15 protein-coding genes are annotated in these 15,885 nt (G+C 68.7%); 3 read left to right on the plus strand and 12 right to left on the minus strand.

The window, feature by feature from the left end; all coding sequences use genetic code 11:
- Window positions 1-6: 6 nt before the first annotated feature.
- From G6N48_RS07400 to G6N48_RS07415, 4 genes are all read right to left on the minus strand, one after another.
- On the minus strand, window positions 7-978 hold the full coding sequence (locus G6N48_RS07400; RefSeq protein ID WP_085271634.1) for an enoyl-CoA hydratase/isomerase family protein: 972 nt from the start codon (window positions 976-978) through the stop codon (window positions 7-9).
- A 31-nt stretch (window positions 979-1,009) separates the two neighbouring features.
- Window positions 1,010-1,846 carry a mycofactocin-coupled SDR family oxidoreductase gene (locus tag G6N48_RS07405; protein ID WP_085271494.1) on the minus strand — a complete coding sequence of 279 codons (837 nt, stop codon included), beginning with the start codon at window positions 1,844-1,846 and terminating at the stop codon, window positions 1,010-1,012.
- A complete protein-coding gene (locus tag G6N48_RS07410; RefSeq protein ID WP_085271495.1) occupies window positions 1,846-3,045 on the minus strand; it encodes a cytochrome P450 in 1,200 nt (399 codons plus the stop codon). The genes G6N48_RS07405 and G6N48_RS07410 overlap by 1 nt, the downstream gene beginning before the upstream one ends.
- 270 nt (window positions 3,046-3,315) lie before the next feature.
- Window positions 3,316-4,023, minus strand: coding sequence for a TetR/AcrR family transcriptional regulator (locus G6N48_RS07415; RefSeq protein ID WP_085271496.1), 708 nt, complete (start codon window positions 4,021-4,023; stop codon window positions 3,316-3,318).
- Window positions 4,024-4,186: 163 nt separating this feature from the next.
- Here G6N48_RS07415 and G6N48_RS07420 point away from each other — a divergent pair, with 163 nt between their 5' ends.
- Complete coding sequence (locus tag G6N48_RS07420; protein WP_085271497.1) at window positions 4,187-5,029, plus strand: sugar phosphate isomerase/epimerase family protein; 843 nt, start codon at window positions 4,187-4,189, stop codon at window positions 5,027-5,029.
- 40 nt (window positions 5,030-5,069) lie between these two features.
- Here the strand turns inward: G6N48_RS07420 and G6N48_RS07425 are convergent, their stop codons facing one another.
- Window positions 5,070-6,671, minus strand: a complete 1,602-nt coding sequence (locus G6N48_RS07425) for an arylsulfatase (RefSeq protein ID WP_085271498.1) — start codon at window positions 6,669-6,671, stop codon at window positions 5,070-5,072.
- Between the two features lie 62 nt (window positions 6,672-6,733).
- Here G6N48_RS07425 and G6N48_RS07430 point away from each other — a divergent pair, with 62 nt between their 5' ends.
- Window positions 6,734-7,753, plus strand: coding sequence for an NAD(P)H-dependent flavin oxidoreductase (locus G6N48_RS07430; protein WP_085271499.1), 1,020 nt, complete (start codon window positions 6,734-6,736; stop codon window positions 7,751-7,753).
- 85 nt (window positions 7,754-7,838) lie between these two features.
- Here the strand turns inward: G6N48_RS07430 and G6N48_RS07435 are convergent, their stop codons facing one another.
- The 5 genes from G6N48_RS07435 to G6N48_RS07455 form a co-directional block, all read right to left on the minus strand.
- Window positions 7,839-9,107: an amidohydrolase family protein gene (locus G6N48_RS07435; protein WP_085271500.1), complete on the minus strand. Its 1,269-nt coding sequence runs from the start codon at window positions 9,105-9,107 to the stop codon at window positions 7,839-7,841.
- A 40-nt stretch (window positions 9,108-9,147) separates the two neighbouring features.
- Complete coding sequence (locus tag G6N48_RS07440) at window positions 9,148-9,921, minus strand: class II aldolase/adducin family protein (protein WP_179969856.1); 774 nt, start codon at window positions 9,919-9,921, stop codon at window positions 9,148-9,150.
- Window positions 9,908-11,506, minus strand: coding sequence for a class I adenylate-forming enzyme family protein (locus G6N48_RS07445; RefSeq protein ID WP_085271501.1), 1,599 nt, complete (start codon window positions 11,504-11,506; stop codon window positions 9,908-9,910). Before G6N48_RS07445 ends, G6N48_RS07440 begins: the two co-directional genes overlap by 14 nt.
- Window positions 11,507-11,591: 85 nt before the next feature.
- On the minus strand, window positions 11,592-11,861 hold the full coding sequence (locus tag G6N48_RS07450; RefSeq protein WP_139825994.1) for a hypothetical protein: 270 nt from the start codon (window positions 11,859-11,861) through the stop codon (window positions 11,592-11,594).
- Window positions 11,862-11,931: 70 nt separating this feature from the next.
- On the minus strand, window positions 11,932-12,879 hold the full coding sequence (locus G6N48_RS07455; protein ID WP_085271502.1) for a LysR family transcriptional regulator: 948 nt from the start codon (window positions 12,877-12,879) through the stop codon (window positions 11,932-11,934).
- 95 nt (window positions 12,880-12,974) lie between these two features.
- On the opposite strand from G6N48_RS07455, the gene G6N48_RS07460 reads away from it, so the two are divergent.
- Complete coding sequence (locus G6N48_RS07460) at window positions 12,975-13,964, plus strand: alpha/beta fold hydrolase (RefSeq protein WP_232066564.1); 990 nt, start codon at window positions 12,975-12,977, stop codon at window positions 13,962-13,964.
- Here the strand turns inward: G6N48_RS07460 and G6N48_RS07465 are convergent.
- Entirely contained in the window at window positions 13,961-14,464 is a 504-nt protein-coding gene (locus G6N48_RS07465) for a hypothetical protein (protein ID WP_085271503.1), read from the minus strand. The genes G6N48_RS07460 and G6N48_RS07465 overlap by 4 nt on opposite strands.
- The gene (locus G6N48_RS07470; RefSeq protein ID WP_085271504.1) at window positions 14,457-15,812 is read right to left on the minus strand and encodes a molybdopterin-dependent oxidoreductase; all 1,356 of its coding nucleotides are present in this window, start codon (window positions 15,810-15,812) and stop codon (window positions 14,457-14,459) included. The genes G6N48_RS07465 and G6N48_RS07470 overlap by 8 nt, the downstream gene beginning before the upstream one ends.
- Window positions 15,813-15,885: the final 73 nt, after the last annotated feature.

The following is a 15,885-nucleotide window of genomic DNA, read 5'->3' on the forward strand; positions in this document are numbered from 1 at the left end:
TGGGCGTCACGGCTTTTGCCGCCCGGAGCGGCTCAGACGCCACTCCGGCGGGAAGTTCATGTCGTTGTCCTTCACGACATTGTTGAGACCCTTCTGGAACGTTCCCTCGGTGAGGTCGACCTCGTTCTGCTGGTCGTTGGTGATCATCGGGAGCATGCCCTCGACCATGCCGGTCAGCAGGCTGCCGAAATACTCACCCTTGTGCTGCTTGTAGAGCTCCAAGAAGGTCTTCTGTACGGCGACCGTGTCGGTGGGACGGGACTTCGAGCAGGCCAACGCATACTTCTTCGTCTCGTCCTCCAGCTTGTCGCGCGGCACGACGCTGTTGACGAACCCGCACTCGTACATCTCCTTGGCGCTGAACGGCCTTCCGGTGAAGAGCATCTCGGAGAACTTACGCAGGCCCATCGTCTCCGCCCACCACCACAGCCGCGGGCCCCAGCCGACGTAACGGAAGGCAGGGTGCCCGAACAGAGCGTCGTCGGAGGAGATCACCAGGTCCGCGTCGCCGGCTTGGTAGAAGTGCCAGCCGTAGCAGTAGCCCTTCGCCTCGATGATGCTGATCTTCCGGAGCTCCTGCAGGGGCCGGTTTCCCGCGCGTGCCTTCGCGTAGAAGTCCGTGACGGTGGACAGGTAGCGGTAGGAGCCGCCCGGCGGGTACTTGACATCCTCGTCGTTGATGGCGAGCTCGTGCAGCAGGGGCATCCCCGGGTTCTCCAGCATCCCCCGCTGTTCGGGCAGGTCGCCCCCGCTGCCGAAATCCTCGCCCTCGCCGCGGATCACGACGACCTTGACGTCGTCGTCCACGTTGCACTTGTGGATCAGGTCGGCGTAGAGCTGCCGCATGCCCAAACTGGTGGCGTTCTGCGCGTCCGGACGATCGAACGTGATGTAGGCGATCCGGTTCTGCTTGTCCTTCTCGAACTTGATGTACTGCTCGGCTTCTTGCTTCATCTTTTCGTAGTCGTAATCCGGCACGGTCTTCTCCACTCTTTGGTTGAGTTTAGGCTTACTTGAGCAACGCACCCGCATCTACGGGCAACGAAACGCCTGTGACGTAACGCGATTCGTCAGAGGCGAGAAACAACACGGCGTTGCTGATGTCACGGGCCTCGACCCAGGGCACCGGCATCATGTGCGTCATCTGCGAGAACGGGGCGAAGTCCTCGGGCCCGGGATTTTCCAGATCCGGCCGGAACAACTTGAACGTCACGTCGTTCATCGTCATCGGCGTGTTGACCTGGCTGGGGTGCACCGAGTTGACGCGGATGTTGTGCTGGCCCAGCTCAACGGCGAAGGCGCGCATCAGACCGATGACGCCGTGCTTGGCGGCGATGTAATGGCCGGTGTAGGCCATGGCCTTGTGCGACCCGACCGAGCCGGTGAGCACGATGGAACCACCGCGTTCGCCGGCGAGGATATGCGGCACGCCGGCTTTCACGGTGTGCCACACGCCGGAAAGGTTGACGTCGATCATGTCCTGCCAGATTTCCTCGCGAATCTTGTGCAGCTTGTTGCCGAACGTGCCGATGCCCGCGTTGGCGACGACGATGTCGAGGCGGCCCAGCTCTTCGACCCCGTTGTCCACCGCGGCTTTGAGCCCGTCGTAGTCGCGGACGTCGACCTGCGCGGTGACGATGCGCCGGCCCAGGTTCTTGACCAGGCCGGCGGTCTCGGCGAGATCCTCGGGCGTCGAATGCGGATAGGCCATGTTGTCGACCGGCCCGCAGATGTCGATCGCGATGATGTCGGCGCCCTCCTCCGCCAGGCGCACGGCATGGCTGCGGCCCTGCCCGCGCGCGGCGCCGGTGATGAAAGCGACCTTCCCTTCGACCCGGCCGTCCATCAGGGCACCAGCGCCGGCAGGGCCTCCCAGCCCCGCACGGTCGACGTCGGGCTGAGCGCGGCCTTGCTCAGGTCCACCTCCCACTCGGGGAATCGTTTGAGGATCTCTTCCAGGGCCACGCGCCCTTCCAGCCGGGCCAGGGCCGAGCCCAGGCAGAAGTGGGCTCCGACGCTGAAGGTCAGGTGGGGGCGGGCGGTGCGGTGGATGTTGAACTCGTCGGCGTCCGGACCGAACTGACGGGGGTCGCGGCACGCCGCACCGATCAGCATCATCAGCACGCTGCCTTCGGGGACGGTCTGGTCGTAGAAGCTGACGTCGCGGGTCACATACCGGGAGACGTGCGGCGCGGGCGGTTCGTACCGCAGCAGCTCCTCGATCGCCTGCGGAATGAGTGTGGGATCCTGCGCGAGCTCACGACGCTGGTCGGGGTGCTCGGCGAGAACCTTTCCGGCCCAACCGATCAGCCGGGTCGTCGTCTCGTTGCCCGCGCCGGCGACCACGTTGAGGTAGACCAGGATCTCGTCGCGGGTCAGCCGCCGCGTGACGCCCTTGTCGTCGACGAATTCGACGTTGAGCAGCTCGGTCATGATGTCGTCGGACGGGTGCTCGGCGCGCCAGTCGATGTACGCCTCGAACATCTCGCCCACCGACAGACCCTTGCTGTGATCCATCGGTTTGCCCGCTTCGGTGCGCAGCTGGGCGTTGACGTGGTCGCGGACGAACACCTGGTCGTCCTCGGGGATGCCGAGCAGTGCGCTGATGACCCTCATCGGCATCTGCGCGCCCAGGTCCGCGACGAAGTCGAAGTGGCCCGTCCCCACCAGCGGATCGAGCGATTGTGCACAGAACTCGCGGATCATCGGCTCCAGCGCGTTGATCTTGCGCGGGGTGAACATGCGGGACAGGAGCTTGCGGTGCACGTCGTGAATCGGCGGGTCTTCGAATATCAGCATGCCCGACGGGATGTCGAGGTTGGCCTTGATCAATTCGAGGATCGCGCCGCGGGCCGAGCTGAATGTGCCGTTGTCCACCAGGGCCTTGTTCACGTCGGCGTACCGGCTGACCGCGAAAAAGTCGTACTCGGCGTTGTAGTAAAGCGGAGATTCTTCGCGCAGCCGCGCGAACATCGGGTACGGGTCGGCAATCAGCTCGACATCGTACGGATCGAAACGAACATGGCTGTCGGTGCTCGCCGTCACGAAATTCCTCCTACCGCTTGCCGTTTCCGCATTCGGTTCTCGCCCGTGCCGGCGCTGGCGCCGGGACGCGTCCACCGGATCCGGTTCGGCGCAATTTGTACACTCCGCTTAATTGCGTTGGTTTGAAATGCGCACGGGGCTCGGTTGACCAGGGTTGCCCGACGGCCCGTGAACGTCGGTCAACTCTATTGTCGTAGAGAACCATATGGCGGATGCTCTGGCAAGACCCCGCGCCACGAAACGCCATGCCGGATCGCCGCGTCGGCGGGCTCATCCCGATGCCGCGGGAGGGCGGCGACCGGAAGCGCGCCGGTCGGCGGAGTCGGTGAGCCTGCCCTTGTCGGGGCTCTTGAGAATGCCCGCCGCGATCGCCGACAGGATTCCGTCGAGGCGCTCGGGGCTGTCGACGATCCGGTCGCCGTGTGCGAGCCGCAGCATGAGCCCGTTGATGAACGTGAGCGTGACGTTGCTCAGATCCTCGACGACCGCCGACTCCAGCTCCGCGCCGTGCGGCATCAGCTGCACGAGTATCTCGCGGTGCAGCTTGGTGAATTCGTCCGTCGCCTGCTGCAGGATCGCGGCGAGCGCGGGGTCTCGCGCCGCCTGCATCGTCAGTTCGTAGCGGGCCCGGGTGCGGGAGAACTGGGGCTCGCGGCCCGCCTGGATGACCACTTGCGACAACCGGGACGGCGACGGGTCCTCCCCCCGGCCGTCCGAACTGTCCGCGACCGACTGCAACTCGGCGAGGTCGAGCTCGGCCAACCGCTCGGCCACCGCGCGCAGAAGCGCCGACCGGGTCCGGAAGTAGAACGACGTCGTGCCGTCGGGCACGCCGGCCTTGCGGTCGACCTTGAGATGGCTCAGCCCCTTGGCGCCGTCGTCGGCGAGCAGCTGAATGGCCGCATCGCACAGGTCGCGACGCCGCTCCCCGGGGTTGGGTCTGCGTCGTTTCGCTACGGCAGGGGTGTAACGAGCCATGAGCGCGGGCTTTCGTGTCGACGGACGGAACTCGACCGTGATTCGCTGGCCGATGACCGACCATACTCTATGTTCGTAGTGTCGGCAAAGTGCCCCGGCCGGCTTGTGCACACCGCGGCGAGTGCTACACCTGACGGGTGAGCGGTCACAGGAGGGGCCTGCTATGACGGGCCGGCTGGGCATCGGCATGCTCAGCGTCTTCGGGCTTCCCCCCGTGGAGCTTGTCGAACTCGCCGCCGATTTGGGCTGCCCGCACATCTCGGTCGCCTCGCAGGGGATGCCGTTGGTGCCGCTCGGCTACCCGCGGTTCTCGCTCACCGGCGATGCGGCGCTCAGAAACGACCTGCGCGCCGCGATGGACGGCCGCGGCGTGACGATCTCGCTCGGTGACGGGTTCCTGGTGCTGCCCGGCTCTGAAATGCATTCCTACACTTGCGATCTAGATGCGCTGGCGGAACTCGGGGTGCCCCGGGTCAACGTCGTCAGCCTCGACCCCGATCTGGGCCGCACCTTCGACCAGTTTGCGGCGCTCACCGAACTGGCCGCTCAACGCGGCATCGCGACGGTCGTCGAACCGGTACCGGGCCTGACCGTCACCGACGTGCCCACCGCGCTGGCGGCCCGCGAACACGTGGGCCGCCCGGATTTCCAATTGCTGATCGACAACATGCATCTGGTGCGTTCCGGAGCCGGCGCCGCCGACGTCGCGGCGATCGACCCCGGTCACATCGGCTACGCCCAGCTCAACGACACGACGTTGCGGCCCCTCCCGCAACACGCGGGAAAGTACATGGAGGAAGCCATGTTCGAGCGCCTGGTTCCGGGCGAGGGCGAATTGCCGCTGCGCGACATCTTGTCCGCCCTGCCGCGCGAAATCGTCATGGAAATCGAGGTCCCGCGACGGGCACTGGCGCTCTCGGGTGTCGGCCCGCTGGACCGCATGCGTCCGTGCGTCGAGGCGGCGCGGCGGCTGCTGAGCGAAATCCCGTCGAGCGCAAGCGACTAATTGGGCGCCCGCCGGGCGAAGGCGGGCGAAGGCGGCGGCGCTACAGCTCAGCGTCGAAAATCGAGACCGGGTCCAGGATCACGCCGTTCTCGTCGACGTAGCGATCCCACAGCACCAGCAGCTCCGCGAGCTTGTCGGGGTGCGCACCGGCCAGGTCCTCGGTCTCGCCGGGGTCGCGGGACAGGTCGTAGAGCTGCCAGGATCCCGTTCCGTAGGGCGCGGGCAGATGGACCGCCTTCCAGTCACCCTGACGAATCCCGCGGCGGCCGAACAGTTCCCAGCCTGTTGCGGAGCCGACGTCGTGCACCGCCTCGTGGTCGCCCGACAGATACGGGACCAGCGAACGGCCGCGCATCGGTTCAATCTCGCGGCCGCGGTAGGAGGTGCCCGGATGCGCGGCGCCGGCGAGCTCCAGCACGGTCGGGGTGATGTCCATGACCGTGGCGAACGCCGTACCGATCTGGCGCTGACGGGTGAAACCCGGCCAGGTGACGAAGCCGACGACCCTGATCCCGCCCTCGGTGGTGAACGCCTTGTGCAGGCGCGACGGCGCCGTCGCCGCCTGCGCCCAGCGCGGGCCGTACCAGATAAAGGAGTTGGGGGCGCCGAGGTTGTCGACGCTGTTGTCGCAATGCTTCTCGATCGCCGACGAGATCACGTCGCCGAGGAGCGGCATCGCCTCGACGATCGCGCCCTCCGCGCCGTTATCGGACAGGAAGATGACCACCGTGTTGTCGAGTTCGCCTGTGCTGTCCAGGTATTCGATCACCTTGCCGACGTTGTGGTCCATCCGGTCGACCATTGCGGCATACACCTCCATGGTGCGGGCCGACAGCGCGCGCTCGTCGTCGGTCATGTCGGCCCACTCCGGCGCCCCGTCGGCCACGACCGGGTGCGCCCTGACGTCGGCCGGGCACAAGCCGAGGTCCTTGAGCGCCTCGAGTCGCGCCGCACGCAGCACGTCGGGACCGGCGTCGTAGCGGCCGTGGTACGCGGCGATCGATTCCTCCGGGGCCTGCAGCGGCCAGTGCGGCGCCTGGAAGGGCAGGTACGCGAAGAACGGGCGGTCGTCATCGGTGCCGCGTTCGCCCAGATACCGCAGCAGGGTATCGGCGTAGAAGTCCGACGAGTAGAAGTCGTCGCCGACCGTGACGAACCGGTCGTCCTCGGTGTAGAGCGTCGGCGCGGGCAGGAAGTCACCGGCCGCCGCGCCGCCGTAGTGGCTCGCGCCCCCGGGTAGCAGCGCGAATGAACGCTCGAAACCGCGCGCCCACGGCGACCGGTCGATCGTGTTGCCCAGGTGCCACTTTCCGGCCATCAAGGTCAGGTAGCCGGCGTCGCGCAACAGCTCGGGCAACGCGACCACCCGGTCGTTGAGGTAGCCCTCGTAGCCGGGTGGACCGCGGAATCCCGGGGGTGCGACCTCCAGCATCGTGCCGATGCCGGCGACGTGATGGTCGGTTCCGGTCAGCAGCATCGAGCGGGTGGGCGAGCAGGCCGGTGCCGAGTGGAAATCGGTGAACCGGACGCCCGCGTAGGCGAGCCGATCGAGATTCGGTGTGTTGATCTCGCCGCCGAAGGCGCCGATATCGGAATAGCCGAGGTCGTCCGCGACGATGACGAGAAAGTTGGGCCGCTTCACGTCCTCGCATCCTGCCAGCGTTAGGGTGGGCTCGCCGCACCGGGACTCCTAAGGACGCTGCGATGTTGACACAGTTTGGAATGTCCATCCCCCTTGTCGCCGCGCCGATGTCGGGCGGTCCGAGCACCCCGGCAATGGTGTCGGCCGCGACCCGCGCGGGCGGACTGGGCATGCTGGCCGCCGGCTACAAGACCGTGGAGGCCGTCGAAGCCGAGGTCAAGGCGGTGCGCGCCGAGGGAATCCCGTTCGGCATCAACCTCTTCGCGCCCAATCCGGTACCGGTCGACCCCCAGAGCTACCGGACGTACGCGGCGATCGTCCAGCGCGAGGCCGACCAGTTCGGGTTGACGCTGCCGTCGGAGCCCGTCGAAGACGACGACAGGTTCGACGAGAAGATCGCGCTGTTACTCGACGACCCGGTCCCGATGGTGTCGTTCACCTTCGGCATCCCCACGCGCGACGTGATCGCCGCGCTGCGCCGGGCCGGCAGCGTCGTCGTCCAGACCGTGACCACGCCGGACGAGGCCCTGCAGGCCCGCGACGCCGGTGTCGACATGCTCGCCGTGCAGGCTGCGGTCGCCGGCGGGCATTCGGGGACGCTGTCGCCGGGAAGGCCGTTGACGCCGGTACCCCTCGCCGAGCTCGTCGGCCGGGTCGCCGCGGCCGTGCCGCTGCCGATCATGGCCGCCGGTGGGCTCGCCACGCCCGGCGCCGTGGCCGAGGTTATCCGGGCGGGCGCCGCGGCGGCGGTGGTGGGAACGGTTCTGCTGCGATCGAACGAAAGCGGCGCATCGGCCACCCACCAGGCGGCCCTGGCCGATCCCGCCCGTACCGAGACGGTGCTCACGCGCGCCTTCACCGGCCGTCCGGCGCGCGGCCTGCGCAACCGCTTCATCGACGCCCACGAGGCCGAGGCCCCGCTCGGTTACCCGGCCGTGCACCATCTGACGAGCCCGCTGCGCAAGGCGGCGGCCGCCGCGGGCAAGCCCGACTATGTCCATCTGTGGGCCGGCACCGGGTACCGGCACGCCACCGCCGAACCCACGGCCGACATCTTGCGGCGACTGGCTCGCGATCTGTGACGGTTCAGAACCCGAAGCGGTTCAGCATGTCGTAGTTGCGCGCAGGCAACGCCCACGCCTCCGGCGGCACCGCCTGACGCCGCGCTCAGAACGCGTCGGGGTCACGCTGGATCTCGGCGGGCACGGGGTGGGAATACAAACGAGAAGCGTTCTCCCAGGTCACCTTTCGGACGACGTCGGCGGGCAGGTCGCCGATCTGTTCGTGGATGCTCCGCTGGGTGTGCGGCCAGGTCGAGTCGCAATGCGGGTAGTCGGCCTCCAGCATGATGTTGTCGGCGCCGATCCGGTCGTGCTGGACGAAGGATGACTTGTCCTCGACGGCACAGAACCAGAAGTTGCGAGCGAAGACCTCCGCGGGGGTCAGGCTCTCGCCCAGCGCCTCCCAGGTGCCGTACATCGCGTGATAGCTCAGCATGTGGTCGAGCCGGTCGAGCAGCCCGGCGACCCAGCCGATGCCGCCTTCGGACAGGCAGATCCTGAGGTTGGGGAACCGGGAGGGCAGCCCGGAGTACAGCCAGTCCACGGCCGCCGATAGGGCGTAGGCGAAGAACAGCACTCCCTGCACGTCGGGGGGCGCGTCCTCGGTGGTGGACGGCGCGGATCCCGATGACCCGATGTGCAGGTTCACCACGGTGCCGGTCTCGGCGCACGCGGCCATCATCGGATCCCAGTGCCCGGAGTGGATGCTGGGCAGTCCGAGCATCGCCGGGTTCTCGCTGAACGTGACGGCGTGGAAACCGCGCGCGGCGTTCTCGCGGATCATCGCCGCGCCCACCTCGGGGTCCAGCAGCCACGGCAGTTGGCACGGGATGATGCGGCCCGGATGCGAGCCCGCCCAGACGTCGAGGTGCCAGTCGTTCCACGCGCGCACCGACGCCAGCGCCAGGTCGCGGTCCGCGGTCACCTGCTGCAGCCGCTGACCGGCGAAACCCGGCAGGAACGACGGAAAGTTGAGCGAGGCGTAGACGCCGTTGAGGTCCATGTCCTTGACGCGTTCGTGGATGTCCCAGGCGCCCCTGCGCATCTCGTCGAATCTGACCGGCTCGAAGCCGTACTCGGCCACCGGGCGTCCGACGACGGCGTTGAACCCGACGTTGGGCAGTTCCCGGCCGTCGTAGACCCACGTCTGTCCCCCGCTGTCGGTCTCGACGACCCTGGGCGCGCGGTCGGCGAACTTGCGCGGCAGCCGTCCGGTGAAAGTGTCCGGTGGCTCGACGATGTGATCGTCCACCGAGATGACCGTGTAGTAGCGCGGCGCCCGCGGCGGGTCCGGGAGCAAGGTGACCGAGCGGGCGTCCCCGGTCTTGGCGGTGGTGAAGTCCAGGTTGGCGGCCAGCTCGTCGATCGATTTCACTGGCCGATCCCCTTGCGGCACTGCGGTCTTGCCGGCCGGCTCACGTGAGCACGCCGGGGTCGGCCTTGATGGTCATCCGCGCCGCGCCCGCCCAGTACACATCGGCGGCTCGTTCGAGCAGCGACCGCTGCATGCCGGCCATGTCCGACCAGTTCATGGCGACCGGTTGCCTGCCGGTCAGCATGACGTCGTAGGCCAGCTTGCACACCCGCTCGATCGACGCCGCGCGGTACACGGCCTCGGGCAGGTTGCGACCGGTGGCGATGACGCCGTGGCTCGCCAGGATCGTCACATTGGCGCCGCCGATGCGGGCCGCCAGCTCGGCCGCGCGGGCGGGGCTGTCGACCTCGCCGTCGTAGGTGTCGACCAGACACAGGTCGTCGAGGAACAACGAACCCGTCTGGTGCACCAGCTCCGGCAGCCGGCCGAGCGCGGCGAGCACGCAGACGTGGTAGGGGTGGTTGTGGATCACCACCCGCGCGTCGTCGCGGACGCGGTGCAGTTCGGTGTGGATGTGGATCGCCGGGGTGACGTCCCAGCGACCGCGGACCACCCGGGCGTCGCTGTCGACGGCGCAGATGTCGGACGCGGTGAGTTCGGCCCACCACAAGCCCCACGGATTGACCAGCATGTCGGTTTGTCCGTCCAGCTGCCAGGTGATGTGCCCGGCCATGTTCTCCGCGAATCCGGTGGCGGCCAGGTGGCGGAACGCCACCGCCAGCGCCTGCTCGTCGGACAGCTCCACGCCGATCGGGGGAACCACCGCCGGCGCCCAGACCTCCAGCCCGCCCCGGCGCGGGTCAGCAGCGTTCACGGTCCACCTCCGTCCTGACTCGAATATCCTCGCGCAGCCGGCCCTTGGCTACCTTTCCCCCGGAAGACCTCGGAAGTTCGTCGACCACGATCAGCCGTTCGGGCAGCAGTTCCTTGGACACCCCGAGCGCCAGCAGGTGGGCGACCAGTGCGGGCAGGTCCACGGCCGCCGAGTCGGCCAGTTCGGCGTAAACGCAGACCTTTTCACCGAACACCGGGTCGGGCATCGCAACCGCCGCCGCCAGCGCGACCCCTGGATGGGTCATGACCGCGTCTTCGACCTGGCTCGCGCTGATGTTCTTGCCGCCGCGCAGGATGAAGTCCGACGTGCGGCCCGTGACCGTGAGGTAGCCCTCGGCGTCGATCTCGCACAGATCGCCCATGCGCATCCAGCCGTCGGCGGTGAAGAGCTTGTCGTGGTCGGTGCCGCCGAGGTAGCCCAGGCTGGTCGCCGGACCACGGCAGGCGGGCTGGCCTCGCCCCGTCGCGGTGACGTCGCGGTCTTCGTCAAACAGCCGGACCGCCATCTCGGGCACGATCCGTCCGCCCGTGCGCAGTCGCCGTTCGCGCGTGTCTTCGAGGGTGGTCGCGCTGAGCAGGCCGGTCTCGTTCGAGCCGTAGAACTGCAGGATCTTGGCGCCGGTGAGGTCCTCCAACTCCGCGGCGGGCCGGTACGGCAGCGCCTCGCCGCCGGTGAACACCACACGCAACGAGCTCAGGTCATAGCCCCGGCGGTCGGGGTCGGCCATCAGCATGGTCAGTTGCGTGCTGACGCAACACAATACGGTGACGCGGTGGCGGGCCACCGCGTCGGCGACCGCGCGGGTGCTGAACCGCCCGAGGATGACGGCGCTCGCCCCGAGGTGGATCGGCGTGGTGTGGCTGGTCCAGATCCCGAAGCCGAACGGCGTCGGGATCACCGGCAAGAAGACGTCGTCGGCCGTCAGCAGGCCGTTGGCGACGGCCTTGCGGTGAAAGTAATGCCAGCGATTCTGGGTGTGCACCACGCATTTGGGCAGGCCGGTGGTCCCGGAGGTGGAGTTGATCAGAAACACCTCGTCCGGACCGAGCCGGGTGTCGTCCCCGATGGTCCCGGCCTCGGTGTCGACCTCGAGGCGCAGGGCGTCGCGGTTGCACGTCAGCACGGGAATGTCGGCCGCGCTCGCCGCGGACGCGCTGCGCTGTTCGTCGGTGACCAGCACGCGCGGCCGCGACGCCTGCAGTATCGCGCCGACCTCGCGGGTGCCGGCCCGCGCGCCGATGCCGACCACGACGGCGCCGCAGCGTTCGACGGCGACGAACAACACGTGGATGGCGGCGGAATCACCGTGCCATATTGCGACCCGATCGCCCCGGGTGATGCCCGCACCGGCCAGCTGCCGCGCCAGTGCGTCTGCCGCGCAATCGAATACACCCCAAGTTAGGGACGCCCCGGGGAAGTCGATGTAGGCGGGACGGTCCGGCGCATCTCCGGCGTGGCGGCGCACCGCGTCCGACAGCGTCGCATCCGACCACCAGCCGGCGGCGTAGAAACGCGCCGCGTCCTCGTCGGTGAATGCCGGCGAACCCACGGCATCGGTGCTCATCACCGAATGATAGGAAACCCGCGAGGCCTGCGGCCCGCGAAACGGCCAAAGGCGGCCAAGCGCGGCTGAGGACAGCTAAGGGCGGCTAGGGGCTTTCCGGCGGAGGCGCGGCGTGCTGCTGGTCAGCCGGAGCGGTCGGACGGCGAACGTGTGGCGGCGGGCAGGTGATGTTTCGGATGCATCCACAGTTGAGGCCGATGATGCAGGCGCCTCCACCGAGGGGCGGGGGCACCTCGGAGGACGAGGCGAGGGCGGTCGCCGGCCGCGTGGCGTCCGGCGCCACCCCGAACGCAAAGGCGAACGCGGCCACAACGCCGCACAACGCGACCGTGGTCCTGCTCTTACGACTCGTCATGAATTTAACTGTAGCCCCGCCGCACGTCGTACGCCGTGCGGCGCTCCGACTCCAAGAAGACTCCAAGACGTCACGGAGAGTCCTCCAAGGGACTCCCACGCCCGCATTGGTTAGTCCCGTTGCGGGCCATGTCTTCGAGCGCGGCGACCAGGTGGGCCAGATCGCGGCGGCGCGACTCGGCCGGCCACACCACCCAGGTGCGACGCACCAGCGGCCGCCCGGCCAGCGCCAGCCAGCAGACCGACTCCGGCAACGGTGCGAATCGCCCGGCGGGCGCGAGCGCGAACTTCCCGCCCGCGCTGACCGCGGCCAGCTTCAATTCCGGCAGCAGATCCTGCGTGTAGGAGGCCGGCGGCCCGGGTTGCACCCCGTGGCTGCGCAGCACGGCCGTCACTTCGTCGTACCACGCCGGGCTGCCGTCGCGGGGAAAGCCCAGCCACTGCAGGCCCGACAGCCGGTCGAGGCGAACCCCGCCGTCGACGATCTCCAGCGCCTCCGCCTGCTCGACCGCAAGGAGGACGCCGAGCGGCTCCTCGATCACGGTCGAGACGTCGAGGCGTTCACCGGTAGGCCGTTCGCGCACCAGCCCCAGATCCAGCTCCCCGGCCCGCAGCGCCTCGATCTGCCTGGCGGTGGACATGTGACGGACCTCCACGACGGTCAAGGGGAACGCCGCCGCGAGCGACGCCAGCCCGTGCGAAAGCGGCTGCGGCGGCAGTTCCAAGGGAATGCCCACCCGGAGCGACCGGCCGGCCCGCGGTGAGTGCTTGGCCATCGCGGCCAGCGCCTGGTCGTAGCGCGCGATCACCGCCCGCGCCTCGCCCAGCAGGGTCATGCCGGCCGCGGTGGGCGCGACACCCGTGCTGCTGCGGGTGAGCAATTGCACGTCGAGGTGCTTCTCCAGAGCCTGGATGGTCTGCGACAGCGACGGCTGGCTGATGTGCAGACGACGGGCGGCCGCAGACAGTCCGCCGTCCTCGACCACGGCGACGAAGACTCGCAGGTCCCAGATCTCCATGCGTACTCCAACCCATCCACCGCGCACGTTAATGCCGATGCGGCACGGCTTCCATCGACGCCCCCGATGAGCCCCATTCCGGATCCGAATGGGCAATGGTTGAGCGCGTCGACCCGGTCGCGTTGGATGGACCCGACGAAGGGACCACCGAGCATGTCTTCAACGCTTCGCCGCCCGGCCGAACCCACCCCGGAGCCGGGCGAGTGACCGGCGCCGACGTGTTGCGGACCCTCGACCGTTACCGATCGCGCGGAGCGCGCTTCAGCGCGGACGGAATCGCCTCGTTCGTGCTCGACGAGGGTCCGCCCGACGCGCCCGCGGTGGTGTGCGTGCACGGCGTTCCGGCTTCGGCTTACCTGTACCGCAAGGTGGTGCCGGAGCTGGCGGCACGAGGACTGCGGGGCATCGCGATGGATCTGCCCGGCCTGGGCTTCGCCGAACGGCCCGCCGACGGCGACTACACGTGGACCGGCCTCGGCCGGTGGCTGCTCGCGGCGATCAACGCGTTGCGGCTCGACCGCTTCCATCTCGTGGTCCACGACATCGGCGGCCCGGTCGGATTCGAGGTGGCCACCGCCGTCCCCGACCGGGTGCGGTCGTTGACGCTGCTGAACACCGTCGTCGAGGTGGAGTCGTTCCACCGGCCGTGGCCCATGGAACCGTTCGCGCACCGGGGAATCGGCGAGGCGTGGCTCGCGTCGATGCATGTGCCCGGTGCGTTCGGCGCGATCATGCGGCTCGTCGGCGTGAGCCGCCGGGTTCCGGCCGTCGAGCTCGCGTGCTGGCTGCCCCTGCTCTTCGGAGACGACGGCGGGCGGGCCTTCCTGAAGATCATGCGCGGCTTCGAGTTGACCGCGGCAAAGCAACAGCGCTACCTCGACGCCGTCACCAGGCCCCCCTATCCGGTGCAGATCGTCTGGGGCGCGCGCGACACGATGCTGCCGTGGCGGCGCTACGGTGTCCAGGCTCAGCACGCCACCGGCGTACGCGATCCGATCTTGTTGCCGGGCAAGCATTTCCTGCAAGAGGACTTTCCCGCCGAGATCGCCGACGCGGTTCATCGTCTGAGCACCCGCGGCGGCTAGCGCCCCGGCGTAGCGCGCCGGCGTGCGATCGCCGAGCGGAGGGCGTAGAGGCCTGCGCTGACTCCGAACATCGCCGCGGTCAGCAGCAGCCAGCGCCCCAGGAACGGGTCCTGGGTCTGGCCCGTGGCCGCGCGGTAGGTCGGCGCCCCCTGCTCGATGATGCCGGGCAGGAACACCAGCAGCGTCAACCCGGCGCCCATCGCAGGCGCCCGGATGTAGTTGAGCGCCGGCGCCCCCGAGCCGGCCGGCTTCGCCCAGAGCTTGCGGGTCAACAACCGGTCGAGCAGGGCATAGAGGGGGAACAGCACCAGGTCGTGCGCGATGACGGCCGCGGCGAACCACACGATGATCGACTGCCACCACACCTGCGGGTTCCACAGGGTGATCGGACGCATGGTGGCCACCACGTAGCCGCACAGCGCGAACCCGGCGATCAAGGTCAGCAAATGCAACGGGTGCGATCCGTAGATCCTCGCGAAATCGCTTCTGCCGCTACGCATTCACAGCCACCAGGAAGTCGATCGACGTCACCCATTTGGTGTTGTGCACGCCGGGCAGCGCCGGCACGACGATGCGGGCGGGAAAGCCGTGATCCGGCGACAGGTCGGTACCGTTGACCCGCAGCGCCAGCAGCGCGTCGCGATGCAGCACCTGGCTGCCTTGAAGCGCCGCGCTGCCGAACGCGCCCGCACGGTCCAGCGACGACACGTGCGCCAACCGCGGGGCGGGCACTCCCGCAAGGCCGGCCAGCTCCGCCAGGCGCACCCCGCTCCAGGTCTGGGTCGTCGACCAGCCTTCGACGCAGGCGATCGGCAGCACCGCGGTGTGCTGCGGCATCGCCAGCAGGGCGGCGCGATCCAGCACCACCCGCCGCGGGCCACCGCTCAGCGTGAGCCGCCAGCGCCCCCCGGTGTCCCCGGGCGCTATCCCGGCCGCCGCGGCGGTCCTGTTGACCTGGAAGTCGTTGGGGCCGTTGCCATAGGTGCGCCCGCGCGGGAGCAGCACGGCGGCTCGCCGGGTGAATCCACCGACGGTCTGGCCCGCGGTGAGCACCGTCATGAGCAGCACACCGCCGCCCACCAGCGACAGCGCGCCGCGGCGGCTCATCGTCGCGGGGCCCGGGTCGGCGGCCACCAGCCCGTCGGGCTCCCACGGCTGCGGACGGGTGTCGCGCCGCCCGGAGCGCAGCACCTCCCGAGGCGGGATCGAGCGCACACCGGACCACATCCGCGGGATCTTGATCGCCACGTGGACCACGAAGCCGGCGATGAACACCCAGGCGCCGAAATAGTGCGCCGTGTAGAAACTGAAACCGAAGATGTAGTCGTACTGGATGTTCAGGACCCCGGTCACGATCTCGAACAGGATGCCGCCCACCAGCATCAGCAGCGAAATCCGTTCCAGCAGTTGAGCAACCGAACGTGCCGGCGGCCAGGCGAACAGGCGCGGAATCACCGACCAGAGCTTGGCCAGCACGACCGGGATGAGGATCAGCCCCAGGCCGACGTGAACCCCTTGACTGAGCCGGTACAGCCACGCCGGATCGGTGGGCCAGTCGAACGTCGGCAACTTGAGCCAGCCCACGTCGGCGGGAATCGCCTGGCCCAGTTGCGGCCCGTAGGCAATGTAGGAAAGGAGCCCGGTGATGATCACGATCGGCAGCGTCACCAGCAGGGCCGCGCCCAGGACCGAGGTCAGCCACGGCCCCCGCAACGGGCTGCGCCACCGTTGCAGCCGGTCCACCCCGGGCGGCGGATGCTTGTCCAGCACGCGCCACATCCGCTCCGGGAAGTGCTGCCCGGCGGGTGCCGCCGTGGTGCCGTCGTCGTCCGAGTCGGGTTTGCTCATCGTCACGGCTTCAGCCCCATCTGACCCTGCGGCGCGGTGCCTGGTCACGTCCATTGAACAGCACACCCGGGTT

Source organism: Mycobacterium parmense, from assembly GCF_010730575.1.
Taxonomy (GTDB): Bacteria; Actinomycetota; Actinomycetes; order Mycobacteriales; family Mycobacteriaceae; genus Mycobacterium; species Mycobacterium parmense.